Raw genomic sequence first — 18,995 nt, 5'->3', positions numbered from 1 at the left:
GACATTGCGCCGTCGCCGGGCGACCGGAGGTGACCGACTGACTACCAGTCGCGCACGCGCCCGGTGTCCGCGTGCACGAACTGCTCTTGCGGATAGAAGCCCACGCCGCCGCCACGCAGCGACAGGGCGGCATCGCGCAGCTCGGCCAGCGGCACGCCGGGCAGGCGGATATCGATGGCCTTGCCGTCCATATGCAGGCTATGGCTGGCCACGCCGCCGCCGCGCGTCTTGCGCAGGCGCGCGTTGGTGGCCGGACTGCGATAGCCGGAGATGACCTGGAAGGGCGCCTCGCAGCACAGTGTTTGTTTCAGGCGGTAAAGCAGTGCGAACAGTTGCGGGTCGATGACGCCGACCTCGCCGGAGTAGTGATCGCGCAGGAACCGGTTGAGCGCGGCCAGCGACTCGGGCACGAACTGCTCGCCCACGGCGTAGACCACGGCGATGCGCTCGCCGGTGTGGGTGTGGTCGAAGGCGAGGCCGCGGGCGTCCGGCAGCGTTGCCAGGGCAGGCAAAGGCGCCAGCGGCAGCACGGCGCCGGCCAGGGCCAGCTTGCCGGTGCGGCTCAGGAACAGGCGGCGGGGTTCGCTCGGCGGTTTGGTCATCGGACGCTTTTCCCTGGACTAATACGGCGATTGTGGGCGCATTGGCGCCGAGGCAAAAGCCCGCCGGCTGGCGGACCGTTGCCGCAGCGCCTCGTCCAGCACCTTGTCGAGCCCGTAGATATCGGGGAAGAAATAAACGCGCCCGTCGGCCTTGACGATGGCAGTGCCGTACGCGAGCACCACCGGCAGCGGCTGTGGCAGCCGCAGCGTGCTGGACTGTCCCCGCTCCATGGCCTCGCGGATGCGCGCTTCGGTCCAGCCGGGTGTGTCCTGCAGCACAAAGCTGGCCAGCGCCACCGGCTCCTCGACACGGATGCAGCCATGGCTCAGGTCGCGCCGGCCGCGCGCGAACAGGCCGGGCGCGGGCGTGTGATGCAGGTAGATATTGTCGTTATTGGGGAAGATGAACTTGATGTCGCCAAGCGCATTCATCGGTCCCGGCCGCTGCCGGATGCGCAGTTGCCCGCGCTGGACGGCGTCCAGGCTGGCCGCCGATAGCGTGGTCACCGCCTTGCCGTCGCCACCGACGAACTCGAAGCCTTGCCGCTCGAAATAGCCGGGGTCGCGGCGCAGCCTGGGCACGGTCTCCGCGCGCGCAATGGAGGGCGGGACGTTCCAGTATGGGCTGAACTCGATAAACCGCATGTCCTCCTTGAAGAGCGGTGTCCGCGTGTCGAGCGCCTTGCCGACGATGACCTTCATCTCCGCCTTGACCTGGACATGGGCGTCGTGGACCTCGTAGGCACGCAACACGAACTCCGGCACGTTGACCACGATCATGCGCGGGCCTTCCAGCAAGGGCGTCCAGCGCAGGCGCTCCAGCGTCAGCTCGATCTGCCGTACGCGGCCGGCGACCGGCGCATTCAGCTGGGCGAACGTTCCCGCGCCGATCTCGCCGTCCGCGTCCAGCCCGTGGCGGGCCTGGAACGCCTTGACGCCATCCACCATCGCGCCTTCGTAGCGTTCCGGGGCTGGCGTGTCCACGGGCAGGTCGCCGAGGGCGATCAGGCGCTGCGTCAGCGCCGGCACGCCGGCGTAGGCCTGGCCGCTCACCAGCTTCCTGCCCGGCAGCGGTGGCAGTGGTGCCTGCCAGGCCGCATGGCCAGCCAGCGCGCGATAGCGGGCAAGCGCCCCGCGCAGGGTGCCATAGAGCGGGAACGCCGGCGCCGCCCGCTGGACTGCCTCGGGCAGATCGTGCCCGGCGACGGCTGCGCGCAGGTAGGCCGACGGATTGAACTGGCCGTCCGGCGCCGCGGCAAAATTCTCGTGGATCGTGCGCGGATCGACCCGGCCGCCGTGCAGGTCGGCGAGATAGTGTTCCATCGCCGCCGTCAGCCTGTCGTCAAGCAAGTCCACGGCTTCAGGCGCCAGCGGCGGGCCGTCCGCCGCCTGGCCAAGCGCGCGGCGCAGGTCCCCGGCGTCATAGTCGCGGGGTTCCAGCCCGTCGGCCGCGGCGGCGGCGAGGATATCGGCCGCCTGCCGTGCTTCGGCGGTGGGGCGGCCCTGCGAGAACCAGAGCGTGGTATCCGCGGCCAGCGTGCCCGCATGGCAGCTCAAGGCCCACGCGCCCAGCAAGCCGGCCACGATTCCGCGCACGGCCGCGCCGTTGCGGCGGAAAAAGGAAGTGCCACGCATCTGCCCGTGCATGGCCGGTCGGGGAAACGTCGGGCGCGGTCGGCCCCTTAACTGTGGAGCGCTTGTCACTGTGGCGTGCTTGTCAAAGGATCGGCTCCTGTATTCCAGCCATCCATCTTGTCCATACGGCGGACAGGTGCCGCCGGCATGGGGCCCGCGGTCCCCGTTGCGCATTCACTCCGGGATCTCGCTGCGGACCATCAGCACCGGCTTGTTGCTCTTGTGCACCACGCCTTCAGCCACGCTGCCCATGACCAGGCGCCGGAAGCCGCGTCGGCCGTGCGTGCCGACCACGATCAGGTCCGCATCCCAGCGGTCGGCTTCCTCCACGATGGTAGCGGAGACCTGCCCGGGGGAAACGGGCGTCTCGAGGACCTTGGTCGTATGCGGAACGCCGGCTTCCGCCAGGCGCGTGGCGGCGGCCGCCAGCGCGTCGCGCCCCACGGCAAGGATACCTTCCATCAGCTTGTCGGGATCGTAGCTGCCAACGGAGAAGAGGATATCGCTGTCGTCCGCGACGAAGAGCACCTTTACCTCGCTGCCGGTCGCCTTGGCGACCGTGATGGCCTGGCTCAGGGCCAGTTCCGAAGAACGGCTGCCGTCCACCGCGAGCAGAATTTTCTGGTACATGATCCGTGCCTCCGGGCTGGATGTCGCAAGGCGGGCGCGCATGGGCGCCGCGTCCACCAGCAGCATAAGGCGCGGCACAGTTGGCGTATTGACGTACGTCAAGCAGCCTGGGCGACGCGCAATACCGCCGCGCCGGCCAGGCGGCCCGCGCGCAGGTCGTCCAGCGCGGCACCCGCCTGCTCCAGCGGATAGACGGTGGTGGCGGTGCGCAGCGGTGTGGCCTGCGCGATCCCCATCAATGCGAGGCCATCTCCGCGCGTGAGGTTGGCCACCGACACGATCGACCGCTCCTCCCATAGCAGGCGATACGGAAAGCCAGGGATGTCGCTCATGTGGATGCCGCCGCAGACCACCGTGCCACCCTTGGCGACGGCTTGCAGCGCCATCGGCACCAGCGCGCCGACCGGCGCGAAAATCAGCGCGGCATCGAGCGGCCGTGGCGCGGGCTGGTCGCTGGGACCCGTCCAGCAGGCTCCGGTGTCGCGGGCGAGCTGGCAGGCGGCGGGGTCGCCGGGCCGCGTGAAGGCGAAGACTTCGCGCTGCTGCGCCACTGCGATCTGCGTCACCAGGTGGGCCGCCGCGCCGAAGCCGTAGATGCCGATACGCCGCGCGTCTCCGGCCATGCGCAGCGTGCGGTAGCCGATCAGGCCCGCGCACAGCAGGGGCGCCGCATGCACGTCGTCGTAGCGCTCCGGGATGGGAAAGCAATAGCGGCTGTTTGCCACGACGTACTCGGCATAGCCGCCGTCGCGCGTATAGCCGGTGAACTGGGGCGTGTCGCACAGGTTTTCGCGCTGCGCCGCGCAGAAGCCGCAGTGCCCGCAGGTCTGCCCGAGCCAGGGTACGCCGACCCGGTCGCCAGGGGCGAGGCCGCTCACGCCTTCGCCGCAGGATTCGATCCTGCCGACGATCTCGTGTCCGGGAATCAGCGCGTTTTTGGGGTGCGCGAGTTCGCCGTCGAGAATGTGCAGGTCGGTGCGGCACACGCCACAAGTGCTTACGGCGATACGGACCTCGCCAGGGCCCGGACGCGGTACCGGCACGCGTGCCAGGCGCAGAACCGGTCCGGCGCCGTCGAAGACCATCGCGCGCATTGAATCCTGCATATTGCCATCCTCCGCGGCCTCACCATGAGGCGCCCGGATTTCATGCTAGGCCATGCCGGCCGCCGGCGCCTGATCCACGTCAACGGGGCACGCAAGGCGGTGCCCCCGGAAAGCTGCGCAAGCCATGATCCAAATCAACATGGACTTCGCGCGGACGTCCAGACTGGAAATGTTGAAAGCGGGCTTGCCGCGGGTGCGGGAGGTAGAGGATGTACAGCAAGATCCTGGTTGCCGTGGACGGCAGCGAATCGGCCGACCGGGCGCTGGCGGAGGCTCTCCACTTGGCCGCCGCGATGGGCTCGGAAGTCACCGTGATGCATGTCATCGATAACAGCTACCTCAGGTACGAGGTTGGCTATGTCGACCTGACAGACCTGCGCGCCAGCCTGCTCGAAGGCGGGCAGTCCCTGCTGGACGAGGCCAAGGCCAAGGCCGCTGCGCAGCAGGTGGCATGCAAGACGCTGATCGTGGACGAGCCGCTGGCGCTGGGCGACGTCGCCAGCGCGATCGAGCAGGCGGCGCAACAAACGCATGCCGAGCTGATCGTGGTGGGCACGCACGGGCGACGCGGCGTGCGGCGCCTGCTGATGGGCAGCGTGGCGGAGGGGCTGGTGCGGCAATGCCGCCAGCCGGTACTGCTGGTGCATGCGCCCCCGGCCGCGGCGTAACGGGGCGTCAGCGGGCAAAAGCGTGGCAACTGGCTTGACGTGAATCAATGGTCCCCCTCCGGACGCTTCCCAGACTGGTTGCTGGCACACCAGCGGCGCGGGAATGTCATGCAGTACGCCAGCATCATGATCAACCTGTCGCTGGCCGGCACGCGGACTACCCGGATCCAGCGTTGAGGAGCCATTGATGGAAGACATCCTGATCGTCTATTACTCGCGCACCGGAACGGCCCGGCAGGCCGCGGAAGCACTGGCGGCGTATTCGGGCTGGCCGCTCGCGGAGGTCAGCGACCAGACCAGCCGCGCCGGCTTGCTGGGCGATGCGCGCTGCGTGTTCGATATCGTGCTGCACCGGCGCGTAGGCTACCGCTACGCCGGCCCGGCGCTGGACAAGTGCCGGCGGCTTGTCATCGTCGCGCCCGTCTGGGTCGGCCACCTTGCCGCTCCCATGCGCAGCTTCCTGCGCGACCACCTGCCGCTGACCTGCGAGACCTCGGTGATCTGCGTGATGGCGCGGCAAGGCGCCTTCACTGCGGCGGCGGAGGTTTCCCGCCTGGCCGCGGCGCCGTCGTCGCCGGTACTGGCGCTGCGCCAGAGCGAGGTGGCCAGCGGGGCGGCACTGCCGGACCTGCGCGCCTTCGCGGACCAGGTGGAAGCCGCGAACGGACGTGCCGGGAGCGCGCAGCGGCCTGCGTGGCTTTCGCCGAAAGAGGCCTGAGCCGCCGCGCCCGCGCGCTACCGCGTTGTTGCCTCAGCGCCCTTGCTTACTGCGCTTACCGCGCTTACTGCGTTATGGCGCTGACGGGAAAGCCCAGCATTCCGCGCCGGCAACGGCACCTGGTCCTCGTTCAGCGATATCGCTTCGGGCTCGGCTCGGCATCGATCGCGCGGCCTGACCCGCATCAGCCGGCTGATCCGGCGCCGGCAATGCGCACCACATGGCCCCATTCGTCGCTGCCCAATGGCTCTTGCGCGCGCCGTTGCCACTCCAGCACCTGAAGGTCCGCGTCGGACGGGTCGCCGCCCTGGCGCGCGCGCGTGGCGATGCGTTCGCGCAGGGTAGCCAGGTCGGCATTGCAATCGACGATGGAAAAAGGCACGCCCCGGCGCGCGGCCAGCGACGCGAAACGCAGCCGCTGCTCGCGCGCCAGGAAGGTCGCGTCGGCGATCATCGGAACGCCCGCGCCGCTGCCAAGCCGGCAGATTCCCAGCAGCCGCCGGTAGACGCGGGCGGTATCGCCAGGCGAGTAATGATCATGACGCAGCGTGGGGTTGCCACGCGGCAGACGCTTGCGCTCCACGTCGGAGCGTACGCGGACCATGGCCGCGGCCAGCGCCAGTTGCTCTGAAACGGTGCTTTTGCCGCTGCCGGAGAGGCCATGCATGATGATAATCGCGCCCGGCCGGCGCGTCAGGACGCCACAGGCCAGCGCAAGCAGATCGTTGCAGCGCACCTGCGTCGCCGCCGCTTGTTCGGCGGTGCTGGTTCCCCCCACGCTGCGCTGGCGCGCCCGCTCAAGCAGCACGCGCGCGCGCACCACGGCGCGCACCGCCGTGTAGAACGGCAGCACGGTCAGGCCGGCATAGTCGCCGCTGCATTCCAGGTAGGTATTGATCAGGCAATAGGCAAGGTCTTGCCGGCCAGCATGCAGCAGATCCATGAAGAGAAAGGCGGTATCGCTGATCGTGTCGATCCAGCGCAGCCCGGCATCGAACTCAAGGCAGTCAAAAGGCGTGGGCGCGCCATCGATCATGACGATATTGCCAAGGTGCAGGTCGCCGTGGCACTCCCGCACATGACCGCTTGCCAGCCGTTTGGCAAACGCGGGCTGCAGGGCCGCGGCCCGTTCGCGCAGGAGCGCCGCCACGCGTGCCGCCGCAGCCGTGCCGGAGGCGAGAGCGGCGACGCCGGCCAAGGCCTGTTCCATCACCGCCGTGATCCGCGCCGGCGTGCCGTGGCCGGTGCCGTCGCCGGCCACGGGCGCAGCCAGGTGGATCGCCGCAAGCCGGCGGGCCAGCGTTTCGATATGGAGACCGGTCAGCCGATTTGTCTCCGCCATGGCGGAAAGCAGGTCTCGCTGCCGGAAGCGGCGCATTTTCACCGCAAACTCCAGCGCCTCGCCAGTACCTTCCACGCGGACATCGCGCTGGCATGGCCCCGCCACGACCGGTACCACGCCGAGATAGAGCGCCGCCGCCATCCTGCGATTCAATTCCACTTCGGCCTCGCAATCCACTTTACGCGCGGCCAGCGTGGAGAAATCGACGAAGTCGAGGTGCACAGGCTTGCGCACCTTGTAAGCAAAGGAGCCGGCCAGGAAGACTTGCGAAATGTGCGTCTCGATGAGGCTGACTTTGTCTACCGGGTGCGGGTAGGCCGCGGGGCACATCAGGGCTTGCGTGAGTACCGCCGAATCCATGCTGGGATCTCCCTGGGTAGCTGTCTCCCTGTTTGCACTCTGGACAGGTCATGCTTCCATGCTATGCGGGCCACCGGAAGCTAGCTTGACGGGGATCAAGCCGGGCGGCGGCTACCCGCCTATATTGAAGCGGCACAGGGGTCTGGCGCGCAACGCTGCGGATGCTTCATGCCGGCAGCCGCTGCGCCGGCGACGGGAGAGCGGCAATGCGGATGAAACGTTCCGATGAGGGCTTGGGCAGCGGCGCCGCGCGTTTGCGCGGCCTCGCGGTTTGCCTTGCGGCCATCCTTTGCGCGGGCTGCGCGGCAGGATCCGAATGGTGGCGGCCGCCCAAGCCCAGGGCCGGCGCCATGGTCCCTGCCGCCCCCGGCGTTATCCGGGATGCCGCTGGGGGCGACAAGATCCGCATCACGACATTTGATCTGGCGCAAGCCGCTGGCCCGGCGTCATTGCATCATTGAGTGGACTCGCCTCGACGCGCACCGGGAGTGCACCATGTCCGAATTGACCAAAGAGCAACTCTCCAGCCTGGTTGCCTTGCTGGACGGCATCGAGCAAAGGATCCGCGGCCAGATGGATGCGGTGGCCGTGACCCGCACTGTGTCCGCGGGCGCCGAGCCGGGCGGCAACGCCGAACTTGCCGGGCAGACCGCCGGGGAGCGCATGGACGATGCGATGACCGAGCACTACCGCATGGAACTGGCCGACATTGCAGCGGCGCGGGCGCGCATCGGCAAGCTGCGCTACGGCGCGTGCCAGGACTGCGGCGAGCCCATTCCCTTTCCGCGCCTGCAAGCGTACCCCACCGCCAGGCGCTGCACGCCATGCCAGCGCAAGCAGGAGCACATGTTCGGGGCGCCGGGCGGCAGGCGATGAACCTCGCCGGTTTTTCCCGCGTCCGGACCCGCCAAGGGGTGTCCGCAAGGTGAGTCCGCAATACAGCCGCTGCAATGGCGGCGGCGAAATAGTGGCTTGCTCGCTCCGATTCTGGCAGGTAGATCACACCAATGGCGCGCTGTAGCAAGGGCGCGCGCACTTCGGCCGCGCTAGAAGGGTTCGGCGATCACGACGGCTTGCGCATTCTGCTCGCCAAAGGAGCCGGCCATGGCGGGGCGGACCGGTCATGGCGCATTGGCCGCGGATGGCTCCGTCAGCAAAAGGCGGAGTTCCACGCCGTCGCTGGCCGGCCGGTCGCCGCGCAGAACGTGGATGCCGCTGCTTTCGGCGAGCCGGAGCATCGCCGTATTGGTCGCCAGCGTGGTCCCGACCAGTTCCCGCGTGCCGTGTGCGCGGCAATAGGCCACCATCTTGCGCAGCAGCAGGCCGCCGATGCCCTGGCGCTTGCAGTCGGAGCGCACCGTCACGGCGAACTCGGCACGCAGGTTGTCGGGGTCGGCCACGGCCCTTACTTCGCCCAGGATGGCCTTCGGCCCGCTGCCTGCCGGACTGACGGCGACGAACGCCATCTCGCGTGCGTAGTCGATCTGGGTCATGCGTGCGAGCTGGCTGTGCGGCGGCTGCCGGATCATGCAAAAAAAACGCATGCGGATATCCTCCGGCGCCAGGGCGGCGAAAAATGCCTGGTAAGCGGGCTCGTCTTCGGGGTGCACCGGGCGCAGCAGCAATGGTGCGCCGTGCCATGTCACCGTTTCCTCAAGCGCTTTGGGATAGGGGCGGATGGCAAGGCGGGCGGCCCCAGGCTGCATGGCGGGGGCCACGCCGATTCGCGCGTCCAGCGCCAGCACGCCGGCGCCATCGGCCAGCAGCGGATTGATATCGAGCTCAACGATTTCCGGCAGGTCGCACAGCAGTTGCGACAGTTGCATCAGGACCTGGTACAGGGCGTCGTGCCGGATTGGCGGCTGGTCCCGGTAGCCGTCGAGCAGCTTCGCAATCCGCGTGCGGCTGACAAGATCTTTCGCCAGGCTGACGTTCAGCGGCGGCAGGGCGATGGCGCGGTCGGCGATGCGCTCCGCGGCGGTGCCGCCGTGGCCGAACAGCACCACCGGGCCGAACACCGGATCGGTGGTGGCGCCCACGATCAGTTCGAACGCGCCTGGCCGGCTGATCATACGCTGCACGGTGAAGCCATCGAGCCGGGCCCGGGGTTGTTCGCCGCGAATGCGGGCCTGCATGCGCTCCAGGGCCTGCCGCAGCTGGCCAGCCGACTGCAGGTTCAGCGCCACGCCGCCCACATCCGATTTATGCGTAATATCCCGCGACAGGATTTTCACGGCAACCGGAAAGCCGAGGGCTTCGGCGGCGGCGACGGCGGTGTCGATATCGCCGGCGGTCCGGGTCTCCACTACGGGGATGCCATAGGCTGCGAGGACGGTGCGGGCCTCGGGCTCTGTCAGCATCGGCCGGTCTGCGGCTAGCGCATCGCGGATGCACTGGCGCGCGCGTTCGGTGTCAGGCGCGGGGCCGGCCGGCACCGATGGCGGCGTCTCCATCAGGAGTTCCTGGTTATGGCGATAGGCCACGGCCTGCAGGAAGCCGCGCACCGCCTGCTCTGGCGTGTCGTAGGTGGGGAGCCCGGCGTGCCGGCAGATCTGGCGCGCGTGCGCCACCGAGTCGCCACCAAGCCAGCTCGCAAATACGGGGCGCGATGCTGTCAACGGCTTGCTTGTCAGGGCGATGGCGATATCGCTGCTGGGCACGATCGCCGTGGGCGCGTGGATGATCAGGATGGCATCGCCGCCAGGGTCCGCCGCAAGCAGCTGCAGGGTTTCCACATAGCGTTCGACGGGAGCATCCCCGACGATGTCGACGGGATTGCCGTGCGACCAGGTCGGCGGCAGCACCTTGTCCAGCTGCTTGAGCGTGCCGTTCTCCAGCGTGGCCAGCCGACCGCCGCCGAGGATCAAGGCATCGGTAGCCATGACGCCCGCGCCGCCGCCGTTGGTCATGATCGCCAGGCGATCGCCGGCCAGCGGCCGCGCACGCGCAAGCGTCTCCACCGCATCGAACATTTCCTCGGTGGAATACACGCGCAGCATGCCGGCGCGGCGTATCGCCGCGTCATAGATATCGTCGGCGCCCGCCAGCGCGCCCGTGTGCGAGGTAGCCGCTTTTGCGCCTTCGGGAACCCGCCCGGCCTTGATGATCAGCACGGGCTTGTTGCGCGCGGCCGCGCGCGCGGCGGACATGAACTTGCGGCCGGACCTGACCGCTTCCACGTAGAGCAGGATCGCCTGCGTGTCCGGTTCGCTGCCGAGGTAGTCGAGTACGTCCGCCAGGTCGACGTCGGCGCTGTCGCCCAGCGAGACGAAGTGCGAAAAACCGATCTGGCGCGATCGCGCCCAGTCGAGCACCGCCGTGGTCAGCGCGCCGGATTGCGAGACGAAGGCCAGCTTGCCGGGCAGGGCGGGCGCATGTGCAAAGCTGGCGTTCAACCCCAGCCCCGGCACCATCAGGCCCACGCAGTTGGGACCGAGGATGCGCAGCAGGTGCGGCCTGGCGGCGCCGAGCATCGCCTGTTGCAGCGTCTCCCCGCTGGATCCGGCCGCACGCGCGAGTCCAGCGGTCAGGACCACGGCGGCCAGGGTGCCGCGTCCGGCGAGTTCGGCGATCAGGCCCGGCACCGTATCGGGCGGCGTGCAGATCACGGCCAGATCGGGCACATCGGGCAGCGCGGCGAGGCGGTGGTAGCAGGGCTGGCCGTTCAGTTCCCGGTACTTCGGGTTCACCGCGTAAATCGGGCCGGCAAAGCCGCCGGCACAGAGGTTGGCCAACACGGTGGCGCCTACGCTGTGCGGGCGCCCGGACGCGCCGATCACGGCGACCGAGCGCGGACGGAACAGGTGTTCCAGGTTGCGGATGCTCATCGTGGTCGGGGCGGTTGGGGTGCATCCGTGCTTGCGCGGGCACGGGAGGGCGCCAGATCGGAATTCAGCCGTGCGCCTGGCCGGTGTTGACCGGAGTATCCGCCAGCCCCGCCGCCAGCACTTGATCCAGCGCAAGCCGCTTGTCCGGGGGCATCGTTCACGCTGGCACCCGCAATTTCCGGTCCCCCCTTATCCGCGGCGCGCTGAGCGCCACCATCCGCGCGCGCCCGGCCCGCACGATGTCCCGGGCCGCGCAGTGCTCTTCCGCCCCGTCGTCCAAGCGGCGGCTGGTCAGTTCACGCAATGCCATGATCCACCCGGGCGTGCCGGCGCGGGTGCGCTATACCGCAAAGCGAAAATGACCGCTGTGCAGCACAATATTGTGTGCCGCGGTCATTTCGAACAGTTGCCGGGCCACCCCTTCGATATCGTCGCGGTGTCCTTCGAAGGCCTGGATCAGGTCCTCCGGCCGGTGCGAGCGCGCACCGAAGTGGTCTTCCAGCGCCTCGGCCGTGATCGCGTAGCTGGCTGGCGTGCCGTTCACGCTGACAGGGCATTCCAGAGAGAGAGCGGCCGGGCAATAAGAGGGGCGGGCTTTGGGGAAAATGATCTGTTTGATGGTCATGGATGGCCCCCCCGGGGCGAGAGCAAAGAAAACGACGGAAACGGCGAAAGCGGCGAGCCCGCCCGTGAGCCCGCCGCATCGACTCTCTGCAGTCTAGGCATTGCGGTTGCAGCCGCAAGCCGAACCACGCATATTCCTGACGGACGTCAAGCCGGCACAAGGCGGCACGCGTGGTGCGCGGCCTGCGCGAAAGCGTGCAGGCGATGCCGCTGCGTCTGCACGGGGAGGTGCCGGGCTCGGTGGCCGGGTTGCTGACGATTCCTGGCATTGGGCCCAGGCGGGCGCGCACGCTGCCGCACGAGCTGGATATCGGGGGCCGCGCGCCTTGCCAGGTTTCCGGATCCGGCCTAGATCCGGTCCAGCGCGTCAAGATCCAGCAGTGTCACGCGCTTGCCTTTTACATCGATGAAGCCGTCGCGCTGGAAGCGCGACAAGGTGCGGCTGACGGTCTCGAGCTTCATGCCCAGGTAGCTGCCGATTTCTTCGCGCGTCATGCGCAGGGTGAGTTCGCTGCGGGAGTAGCCGCGCGCATGCTGGCGCGCCGAGATATTGAGCAGGAATGCCGCCACGCGCTGGTCGGCGCAAAGGCTGGCGAGCAGCAGCATGACACCTGATTCACGCACGATTTCGCTGCTTAGCATCCGGTGCACGTGCTGTTGCAGGGAGCGCATTTCCCGGCAGAGCGCTTCGAGCAGGTGGAAGGGGATCACGCATACGGCGCTGTCTTCCAGGGCAATGGCGTCGCAGGCGTGGTGCTCGGTGCAGATGCCATCGAGCCCAAGCGTCTCGCCAGTGAGGAAGAAGCCGCTCACCTGTTCGCAGCCGTTCTGGTGCGAGACCACCGTCTTGAACGATCCGGAGCGCAGGGCGTAGATGCTCTGGAACGCGTCGCCGGCGCGGTAAAGCGCCTCGCCGCGCCGGACCATGCGCCAGTTATGGATCATGGTATCGAGCCTGGAGCGATCCGCATCGTTCAGGTTGCCGCCCATGCAGATGGCGCGCATTGCGCAGCTTGAGCAGTTTGCCCTGTGGGCCACGCCGGCAGGTGGCGCACTATCCCCGTGCGGGGACGCGAGGACCTCGGCGTCGAGGAATCCTATGTGCGCGTCTGACGGTGCTTCCCGCTGCAGATACTCTGACATGGCAGTTTCCTTTGTCTTCTGGCCCCCGCCGGTTCGGCTGGCCACGGTTGTGGTGCGCTCTTGCTGTCGGCGCCGGCGCTGCGTCTTGCCGGCGTAAAGGACGGCGCGGGCTATGCCGTGGCGTCTTCCGGTTCTGTTGTTCTCGCGGCTCTTTTGTCCGCCGCGAGGCGGAGCAGCGCGCTACGCAGCGCGTCGAACTCCATGGTCTTGTCGAAAAAGAGCGATGCGCCCGCCTGCAGGTAGGCGCTGCGCATCGGCGGCACCGAGCAGTTGCTCAGGACTACCACCGTTGCATGGCGGCGCATCCGCTTCAGTTCCTCCAGCACTTTCAGCCAGGATCCTCCGTACCGGCCCAGGCTGAGAATGACGACGTCGGGCAGGAGGATCTGGGCTGCCAGCAGCGCCGCACGCGGATCCCGGGCCAAGGCGAGCAACTCCAGCTCCCTGATCGATCGCAGCATCCTGGTCTGCCGCGAGCCGATGAGGGTGGAGTCCTCAAGCAACAGCACGGTCAGGGGGGCAGGACGGGCGGGCAGGTTCATGTGTCCGAGTATGGTGAACGGCGGGGCAGCCGGAAAGAAGGGACGGCTGAGAGTGTCGTCCGGAAAGAGAAGGCCCTTGTCAGGGAAACCTGACAAGGGCCTTCAGCTATCTGGCCGATAGCGCCAGCCACTTCGGCCTCGCAGAATGGCGAGCGCATCCCGGTCAGCGTGTGCATTTCGCACAAATCGGCTACCTTTACAGCAGAGTCTGCGGCGATCCCCGCGGGGCTCGCTGACCCTCCGGGAGCCTCCGGGAGCATTTCGCGACCAGCCATGGCGACTAATCAGCCTCCACCACCGGACCCGCCTTCCCCTAAGACATCGCTGTACGCCACGCTTGGCGAGTTGGTGGCAGCCGGCGCGATGCTTTTGCTGTTCATGCTGCTGGTGCTCTGGTTCGTCTCCGCGCTCGCTCCCGAGGCAAGCGGCCTTGCCGCGCCCATGCTTGGTGCCTGGGGCCTGGCGGTGGCTGTCATGCTGGCCTTGCTGCTGGTACGCCTGCGGCGGCTGCGGCGCGCCGCGCAAGAGAACCTGGCGCGTACCCAGGGAAGCGAAGCCCGGCTGGCAGGGATCATCCGTTCGTCGATGGAGGCCATCATCACGGTGGACGAAGGGCAGCACATCGTGCTGTTCAACCCCACGGCGGAGCGTCTTTTCGGTTGCAAAGCCGCAGCGGCGATCGGCAAGCCGCTTGGGGATTTCATGCCGGCGCGTTTCCGTGTATCGCATGAGGCGCACGTGCGCCGCTTCGGCGTGACGGGGGTCACGGAACGGCAGATGGGCCAGCAGCGTGTGCTGCATGCGTTGCGCCAGGACGGAACGGAGTTCCCGATCGAAGCATCGATCTCCCAGACCCAGGACGGTGGCGGCAAGCTGTTTACCGTCATCCTGCGGGACACCACGGAGCGGGTGAGGGCGGAGGCGGCCTTGCGGCGCTCGCGGGAAGAGCTTCAGCAGTTGTCCGACCGGGTCCAGGCGTCGCGGGAAGACGAGCGGCGCCGCATTGCCCGCGAACTGCACGACGACCTCGGCCAGCGGCTGAGCGCGCTGAAGATGGACCTGGCGATCCTTGCAAGTGATCTCAAGGACGCGGGAACGCCTCCTGACCTGCTGGACCAGGCCGCCGCCATGCACCTTGTGATTGACGAGACCGTGGCTTCGGTGCGGCGCATCGCGGCCGACCTGCGCCCGGCATTGCTGGACGAGCTTGGCCTGATCCCGGCGATCGAATGGCTGGCGAAGGAGTTCTCCGCGCGCTATGGCATCACCGTCATCACCCACGCCGCGGAGGAGGAAGACGTTGGCGAGCGCGCGGCCACCGCGGTATTCCGTATCGTGCAGGAGGCGCTCAGCAATGTCGTGCAGCATGCCCACGCCGACCGGGTCGATATCGAACTGGTTCGCCAGGACGACCACTACGAACTGACAGTGCGGGACAATGGCCGCGGCAATGCCGCCACGCCGCCAGCCGGCGGCGAGCGCGTATCGCTGGGGCTGGTCGGGATCCGGGAGCGCGCACGGCTGCTTCGCGGCACAGTGGCGACCAGGCAGGCACCAGGCGGTGGTTTCTGCCTGACCGTACGCTTCCCGCTTGGCCTGACCTCGAGCGTGGAGGCAAGCACATGATTCCCGTGATGATCGCCGACGACCACGCCGTGGTACGCGACGGCCTGCGCCATATCCTGAGCCGCGCAGGCGGCTTCGAGGTGGTGGCCGAGGCGGTGGATGGCAACGCCGTGCTCCAGATGGCGCGCGACTGCAAGCCCCGCGTCATCCTGCTCGACCTCTCCATGCCCGGCCGCAGCGGGCTGGAACTGATCAGGCAGTTGCGCGTGGAGCAGCCCGAGTTGCGTATCCTGGTACTAACCATGCATGCCGAGGAGCAATACGTGGTGCGCGCGTTCCGGGCGGGGGCGGCGGGCTATCTGACCAAGGAAAGCGCGGCCACGGAACTGGTCAGCGCCATCGGCAAGGTCGCGGCCGGTGGCATCTACGTGAGCCCCGCGATGGCCGAGAAACTGGCCAACAGCCTGCAGGACGAGCACCGCGAGGATCCCCACCTGCGCCTGTCGGACCGCGAAATGGAGGTCTACCGCCGCCTTGTACTGGGCGAGCCGCTTACGGAGATCGCCGCCGGGCTCTGCGTCAGCGCCAAGACGGTGAGCACCTACAAGATGCGACTGATGGAGAAGCTGAAGTTGCCCAGCGAGGCGGCGCTGGTGCGCTACGCGATCCACCATCGCCTGTTCGACGAAGGGGATATCTAGCGCCTGGCACCCAGGACGCCGCGCTTGATCTGGAACAAGGTGCGATATGGGCGCTGTGCCACCATGAAGTAAGGGCCCGATCCCGATTTGGGCTCTTCACTGCAAGGAGGCGACAATGAGCAACGTGCGAATTTACGACCCGCTATCGATCGAACCGGTGGGTGACATGCTGCAAGGCATGTTGCGCGCTTTTCGCGGCAGCAATGAAGGCGGGTTCTCGTTCAAGGTCGATGTGACCGAGTCCGACAAGGACTACAAACTGGTCGCGGAAATTCCCGGCGCAAGGAAGGAAGATATTGAAGTATCCGTCGATCGCGGCACGGTGATGATCTCGGCCAAGGTGGAAAAGTCTTCCGAACAGAAGGACGGCGAGCGCGTGATCCGGCGCGAGCGCTACAGCGGGTCGATGCAACGCGCCTTTACGCTCGACAGCACGGCGGACGAGAGCAAGGTCGATGCCAGCTACGAGAACGGCGTGCTCCGGGTGGTACTGCCCAAAAAGGAGGCCTCGCCGCAGCAGCGCGTGACCATCCGCTGATATCGCCGTCTTCCGGGTCCGCCCGCGGGCGCGCTCGCCAATACACGGAGTACATCATGGACTACCGGACCGTGCTGGTCGCGCTCGGAGCGGATCCCGCCTGCGCGTCTCGCATCAGGATGGCCGCCGACCTGGCAGCCGCCTTTGGCGCGCATATCACCGGCGTCAGCGCCACCGGCCTGCGCATGGATCCGATCCGTGACGCCGGCGAAGACGCCGCGCGGCATCTGGCGGCCTCCCGTGGCCGGCTGCTGTCCCAAGCGGTGTTGCAGGGAGAGTTGCTGAGCGAAACCATGAAAGCGTACGCGCCGGGCGTGCCGTACTCGCATCGCGCGGTGGAAGAGGAAACCGGCTGGGTCGTGGCGCAGGAAGCCCGCGTCGCCGACCTGGTGGTGATGGCCCGGCCGGTGGCAACGCAGGATGTGTCCTTGCTAGGCGCCGGGGCGGCCGAGTACGTGCTGCTCAACGCGGGCCGCCCGGTCTTGCTGGCGCCGGCGGAGTTCAGGCGGCTGCATGGCGGGCACGTGGTCATCGCGTGGGATGGGCAGCGCGAGGCGGCCCGCGCCGTGGCCGATGCCATGCCCTTGCTGCTGCGCGCCAGCCACGTCACCGTCGTCGGCGTGTGGGACGATCGCGGCGAGCCGCAGGCAGACTCGGAGCCGGTGGCCGGCTTGCGGCATTACCTGCAGCGACACGGCATTGTTGCCGGCGTGCGCAACGTGCAGAAGGCGGGGCCGGTAGGCGCCAACCTCCTCGACGCGGCCAGCGCGCTGGGAGCCGACATGCTGGTGGCCGGAGGCTACGGGCACTCGCGCTTGCGCGAGCTGGTCATGGGTGGCACCACGCGCACCCTGATGTATCAGGCGCCGGTGCCACTGCTGTTGTCGCATTGACAGGGCGCCGCCATGCAACTGCAATTTCTCGGCGCCACAGACACGGTCACGGGCTCCAAGTATGTGCTCGACACAGGCCACAGCCGCGTCATGGTGGACTGCGGACTGTTCCAGGGCTACAAGGCACTGCGCCTGCGCAACTGGGACCGCTTGCCGGTCGATCCGGCCACGCTCGATGCGGTAGTGCTCACGCACTCGCATATCGACCATAGCGGGTACCTGCCGCTGCTGGTGCGCAACGGCTTTCGAGGGCGGGTGTTCTGCACCATGGGCACTGCCCAGCTGTGCAACATCCTGCTGCCCGACAGCGCGCATCTGGCGGTGGAGGATGCGCACTACGCCAACCGCAAGGGGTTTTCGCGCCACCAGCCCGCGCTGCCGCTCTACGACGGCGCGGATGCCGTGCGCGCCCTGCGCCGGCTCGACCCGTTTCACTACGATACGCGGGTGAGGGTGACGCCCGACGTGGAGGCGGAGTTCCATCGCGCAGGGCACATCATCGGCTCGGCGATTGTCACTTTGCATGTGGACGGCAAGCGGATCGTATTCTCGGGTGACCTGGGGCGGCAGCAGGACATCGTGATGCGCGCCCCGGAGATCGTTCGCGAGGCGGATCACCTGCTGGTGGAGTCCACCTATGGCGACCGCGCCCATCCCGCGGACGATCCGTTCGACGCGCTGGGCGAAATCGTCAGCCGCACCATTGGCCGCGGCGGCAGCGTGGTGATCCCCGCATTTGCCGTCGGGCGCACCCAGGCGCTGCTGTACTGCCTCTACAAGCTACGCCAGCAGAACCGCGTTCCGCACGTGCCGGTCTACCTCAACAGCCCGATGGCCATCGACGCCACCACGGTCTTTGCGTTGCACCCGGACGAACTGCGGATCGACCGCGCCGCCTGCGCGGCAGCCTGCAATATGGCCATCCTGATCCAGAGCATGCAGCAGTCCGTCTGGCTGAACCGCGACCATACGCCCAAGATCATCCTGGCCGGCGGGGGCATGGCTACCGGAGGGCGGGTGGTGCATCACCTGGAGACGTATGGGCAGGATGCGCGCAATACGATATTGCTGTCGGGGTTCCAGGCTGCCGGTACGCGCGGTGCCGCGCTGGCGTCGGGGATGCGGGAGTTGCGGATCCACGGGAAGCAGGTTGTGATCCAGGCTTCGGTGGCGCAGATTACTTCGCTCTCGGCGCATGCTGATGCCAACGAACTGATGACATGGCTGGGCGGCTTCGGCAGCGCGCCGCGGCGGACTTTCGTGGTGCACGGGGAGCCGGCGGCTAGTGATGCCTTGCGGCAGCGGATTGAGCGGGAGTTGCGTTGGGCGGTTACGATGCCGGAGTATCTTCGGTCGTATTTGTTGGATTAGGGGAGGGGGTGGGGTTTAACTGCAACTGCAACTGCTTAACGTCAAAGTCAAAAGCTTAAAGTCAAAGGCAGTTTCACCACCCCTGCGGGGCGGCGACCTACTTTTTTGTCTTGCCAAAAAAGTAGGCAAAAAAGGCGCGCCGGATGGGGCGACCCCCCCTCGTCGGCAGACAAAAAGAGCGGCCGGGGGCCAAACTCACATCGCCTTAAGGCGATGCTCAAACATGGCCCCCTCTTTTCCGCTCTTTTTGCCTGCCGACGAGGCGCCCCATACGGCCTGGTACACCTGCACGGCTCGCTTCGCATCGCGGGACGGTGTTTGCCGCCCCTCGGGCGGTAAACACGGCTACACCGAATCGCTGATCTGGCGATATCGCCCATCGCCGAAATCTCTTGGCTCTTCGGACGCCAAACTCCCAGTTTCCATGCGCCGGCTGCCACTTGCTATCCGCTGGGTTGCTCCCACGCTTGCGGGCGGGGGGCAGTTCGCAGGAGCTAGCCCGTCAAACCAACGATTGGTAGCCGTGTGGAGCGCCCCCAAGGGCGGGCCACACCGTCCCGCGATGCGAAGCGAGCGGTGCAGGTGTACCAGGCCGTATGGGGCGCCTCGGGATCCGGCGAAAAGAGCGGAAAAGAGGGACCCATGTTTGAGTATCGCCTTAAGGCGATGCGAGTTTGGGTCCCGGCCGCTCTTTTCGCCGGATCCCGAGGGGGTGTCGCCCCATCCGGC

18 protein-coding genes are annotated in these 18,995 nt (G+C 67.6%); 9 read left to right on the top strand and 9 right to left on the bottom strand.

Annotated features, from left to right (window positions below):
- Positions 1 to 41: 41 nt before the first annotated feature.
- The 4 genes from mepK to AC1DS6_RS37585 all read right to left on the bottom strand — a co-directional run bounded on the left by mepK (position 42) and on the right by AC1DS6_RS37585 (position 3,973).
- Positions 42 to 602, bottom strand: coding sequence for a peptidoglycan L,D-endopeptidase MepK (gene mepK / locus AC1DS6_RS37600; RefSeq protein WP_441633902.1), 561 nt, complete (start codon positions 600 to 602; stop codon positions 42 to 44).
- An 18-nt stretch (positions 603 to 620) separates the two neighbouring features.
- Entirely contained in the window at positions 621 to 2,237 is a 1,617-nt protein-coding gene (locus tag AC1DS6_RS37595; protein WP_441633904.1) for a L,D-transpeptidase family protein, read from the bottom strand.
- Between the two features lie 174 nt (positions 2,238 to 2,411).
- Positions 2,412 to 2,867 carry a universal stress protein gene (locus AC1DS6_RS37590; protein ID WP_045237098.1) on the bottom strand — a complete coding sequence of 152 codons (456 nt, stop codon included), beginning with the start codon at positions 2,865 to 2,867 and terminating at the stop codon, positions 2,412 to 2,414.
- Between the two features lie 98 nt (positions 2,868 to 2,965).
- Positions 2,966 to 3,973, bottom strand: a complete 1,008-nt coding sequence (locus AC1DS6_RS37585; protein ID WP_441633906.1) for a zinc-dependent alcohol dehydrogenase family protein — start codon at positions 3,971 to 3,973, stop codon at positions 2,966 to 2,968.
- A 209-nt stretch (positions 3,974 to 4,182) separates the two neighbouring features.
- Here AC1DS6_RS37585 and AC1DS6_RS37580 point away from each other — a divergent pair, with 209 nt between their 5' ends.
- From AC1DS6_RS37580 to AC1DS6_RS37570, 3 genes are read left to right on the top strand one after another with little or no spacing between them, the layout of a single operon-like run.
- Entirely contained in the window at positions 4,183 to 4,641 is a 459-nt protein-coding gene (locus AC1DS6_RS37580; protein ID WP_441633908.1) for a universal stress protein, read from the top strand.
- Between the two features lie 39 nt (positions 4,642 to 4,680).
- The gene (locus AC1DS6_RS37575) at positions 4,681 to 4,818 is read left to right on the top strand and encodes a hypothetical protein (protein ID WP_441633910.1); all 138 of its coding nucleotides are present in this window, start codon (positions 4,681 to 4,683) and stop codon (positions 4,816 to 4,818) included.
- A gap of 10 nt (positions 4,819 to 4,828) precedes the next feature.
- Entirely contained in the window at positions 4,829 to 5,359 is a 531-nt protein-coding gene (locus AC1DS6_RS37570; protein ID WP_441633912.1) for a flavodoxin family protein, read from the top strand.
- Between the two features lie 184 nt (positions 5,360 to 5,543).
- On the opposite strand, the gene AC1DS6_RS37565 is transcribed toward AC1DS6_RS37570, so the two are convergent.
- Positions 5,544 to 7,061 carry a bifunctional aminoglycoside phosphotransferase/ATP-binding protein gene (locus AC1DS6_RS37565; protein WP_441633914.1) on the bottom strand — a complete coding sequence of 506 codons (1,518 nt, stop codon included), beginning with the start codon at positions 7,059 to 7,061 and terminating at the stop codon, positions 5,544 to 5,546.
- A gap of 495 nt (positions 7,062 to 7,556) precedes the next feature.
- Between AC1DS6_RS37565 and AC1DS6_RS37560 the strand changes: the two genes are divergently transcribed.
- Positions 7,557 to 7,937, top strand: coding sequence for a TraR/DksA family transcriptional regulator (locus AC1DS6_RS37560; RefSeq protein ID WP_441633916.1), 381 nt, complete (start codon positions 7,557 to 7,559; stop codon positions 7,935 to 7,937).
- A 245-nt stretch (positions 7,938 to 8,182) separates the two neighbouring features.
- Here AC1DS6_RS37560 and AC1DS6_RS37555 read toward each other — a convergent pair whose 3' ends face one another.
- The 4 genes from AC1DS6_RS37555 to AC1DS6_RS37540 form a co-directional block, all read right to left on the bottom strand.
- A complete protein-coding gene (locus AC1DS6_RS37555) occupies positions 8,183 to 10,888 on the bottom strand; it encodes a bifunctional acetate--CoA ligase family protein/GNAT family N-acetyltransferase (protein WP_477104421.1) in 2,706 nt (901 codons plus the stop codon).
- Between the two features lie 340 nt (positions 10,889 to 11,228).
- The gene (locus AC1DS6_RS37550; protein WP_441633920.1) at positions 11,229 to 11,513 is read right to left on the bottom strand and encodes a DUF1488 family protein; all 285 of its coding nucleotides are present in this window, start codon (positions 11,511 to 11,513) and stop codon (positions 11,229 to 11,231) included.
- 347 nt (positions 11,514 to 11,860) lie between these two features.
- Positions 11,861 to 12,655 carry a helix-turn-helix domain-containing protein gene (locus tag AC1DS6_RS37545; RefSeq protein WP_441633922.1) on the bottom strand — a complete coding sequence of 265 codons (795 nt, stop codon included), beginning with the start codon at positions 12,653 to 12,655 and terminating at the stop codon, positions 11,861 to 11,863.
- A 110-nt stretch (positions 12,656 to 12,765) separates the two neighbouring features.
- Positions 12,766 to 13,197: a response regulator gene (locus AC1DS6_RS37540; RefSeq protein WP_441633924.1), complete on the bottom strand. Its 432-nt coding sequence runs from the start codon at positions 13,195 to 13,197 to the stop codon at positions 12,766 to 12,768.
- Between the two features lie 273 nt (positions 13,198 to 13,470).
- On the opposite strand from AC1DS6_RS37540, the gene AC1DS6_RS37535 reads away from it, so the two are divergent.
- The 5 genes from AC1DS6_RS37535 (at position 13,471) to AC1DS6_RS37515 (ending at position 18,266) form a co-directional block, all read left to right on the top strand.
- Positions 13,471 to 14,823: a PAS domain-containing sensor histidine kinase gene (locus AC1DS6_RS37535; RefSeq protein ID WP_441633926.1), complete on the top strand. Its 1,353-nt coding sequence runs from the start codon at positions 13,471 to 13,473 to the stop codon at positions 14,821 to 14,823.
- Positions 14,820 to 15,464, top strand: coding sequence for a response regulator (locus tag AC1DS6_RS37530; RefSeq protein WP_441633928.1), 645 nt, complete (start codon positions 14,820 to 14,822; stop codon positions 15,462 to 15,464). The genes AC1DS6_RS37535 and AC1DS6_RS37530 overlap by 4 nt, the downstream gene beginning before the upstream one ends.
- A 115-nt stretch (positions 15,465 to 15,579) precedes the next feature.
- On the top strand, positions 15,580 to 16,002 hold the full coding sequence (locus AC1DS6_RS37525) for an Hsp20/alpha crystallin family protein (protein WP_477104420.1): 423 nt from the start codon (positions 15,580 to 15,582) through the stop codon (positions 16,000 to 16,002).
- Between the two features lie 56 nt (positions 16,003 to 16,058).
- A complete protein-coding gene (locus AC1DS6_RS37520; RefSeq protein WP_441633932.1) occupies positions 16,059 to 16,895 on the top strand; it encodes a universal stress protein in 837 nt (278 codons plus the stop codon).
- A gap of 12 nt (positions 16,896 to 16,907) precedes the next feature.
- Complete coding sequence (locus AC1DS6_RS37515) at positions 16,908 to 18,266, top strand: MBL fold metallo-hydrolase RNA specificity domain-containing protein (protein WP_477104419.1); 1,359 nt, start codon at positions 16,908 to 16,910, stop codon at positions 18,264 to 18,266.
- Positions 18,267 to 18,995 lie beyond the last annotated feature (729 nt).

Source organism: Cupriavidus sp. 05L310, assembly GCF_056398185.1.
The sequence above is the reverse complement of the archived record's forward strand: the minus strand, read 5'-3'. Positions and strand labels throughout refer to the sequence as shown.

What these genes read in the sequence shown, in the direction of transcription:
- mepK (WP_441633902.1), bottom strand. Translation starts at nt 602, where the DNA reads ATGACCAAACCGCCGAGCGAACCCCGCCGCCTGTTCCTGAGCCGCACC.
- AC1DS6_RS37595 (WP_441633904.1), bottom strand. Translation starts at nt 2,237, where the DNA reads ATGCGTGGCACTTCCTTTTTCCGCCGCAACGGCGCGGCCGTGCGCGGA.
- AC1DS6_RS37590 (WP_045237098.1), bottom strand. Translation starts at nt 2,867, where the DNA reads ATGTACCAGAAAATTCTGCTCGCGGTGGACGGCAGCCGTTCTTCGGAA.
- AC1DS6_RS37585 (WP_441633906.1), bottom strand. Translation starts at nt 3,973, where the DNA reads ATGCAGGATTCAATGCGCGCGATGGTCTTCGACGGCGCCGGACCGGTT.
- AC1DS6_RS37580 (WP_441633908.1), top strand. Translation starts at nt 4,183, where the DNA reads ATGTACAGCAAGATCCTGGTTGCCGTGGACGGCAGCGAATCGGCCGAC.
- AC1DS6_RS37570 (WP_441633912.1), top strand. Translation starts at nt 4,829, where the DNA reads ATGGAAGACATCCTGATCGTCTATTACTCGCGCACCGGAACGGCCCGG.
- AC1DS6_RS37565 (WP_441633914.1), bottom strand. Translation starts at nt 7,061, where the DNA reads ATGGATTCGGCGGTACTCACGCAAGCCCTGATGTGCCCCGCGGCCTAC.
- AC1DS6_RS37560 (WP_441633916.1), top strand. Translation starts at nt 7,557, where the DNA reads ATGTCCGAATTGACCAAAGAGCAACTCTCCAGCCTGGTTGCCTTGCTG.
- AC1DS6_RS37555 (WP_477104421.1), bottom strand. Translation starts at nt 10,888, where the DNA reads ATGAGCATCCGCAACCTGGAACACCTGTTCCGTCCGCGCTCGGTCGCC.
- AC1DS6_RS37550 (WP_441633920.1), bottom strand. Translation starts at nt 11,513, where the DNA reads ATGACCATCAAACAGATCATTTTCCCCAAAGCCCGCCCCTCTTATTGC.
- AC1DS6_RS37545 (WP_441633922.1), bottom strand. Translation starts at nt 12,655, where the DNA reads ATGTCAGAGTATCTGCAGCGGGAAGCACCGTCAGACGCGCACATAGGA.
- AC1DS6_RS37540 (WP_441633924.1), bottom strand. Translation starts at nt 13,197, where the DNA reads ATGAACCTGCCCGCCCGTCCTGCCCCCCTGACCGTGCTGTTGCTTGAG.
- AC1DS6_RS37535 (WP_441633926.1), top strand. Translation starts at nt 13,471, where the DNA reads ATGGCGACTAATCAGCCTCCACCACCGGACCCGCCTTCCCCTAAGACA.
- AC1DS6_RS37530 (WP_441633928.1), top strand. Translation starts at nt 14,820, where the DNA reads ATGATTCCCGTGATGATCGCCGACGACCACGCCGTGGTACGCGACGGC.
- AC1DS6_RS37525 (WP_477104420.1), top strand. Translation starts at nt 15,580, where the DNA reads ATGAGCAACGTGCGAATTTACGACCCGCTATCGATCGAACCGGTGGGT.
- AC1DS6_RS37520 (WP_441633932.1), top strand. Translation starts at nt 16,059, where the DNA reads ATGGACTACCGGACCGTGCTGGTCGCGCTCGGAGCGGATCCCGCCTGC.
- AC1DS6_RS37515 (WP_477104419.1), top strand. Translation starts at nt 16,908, where the DNA reads ATGCAACTGCAATTTCTCGGCGCCACAGACACGGTCACGGGCTCCAAG.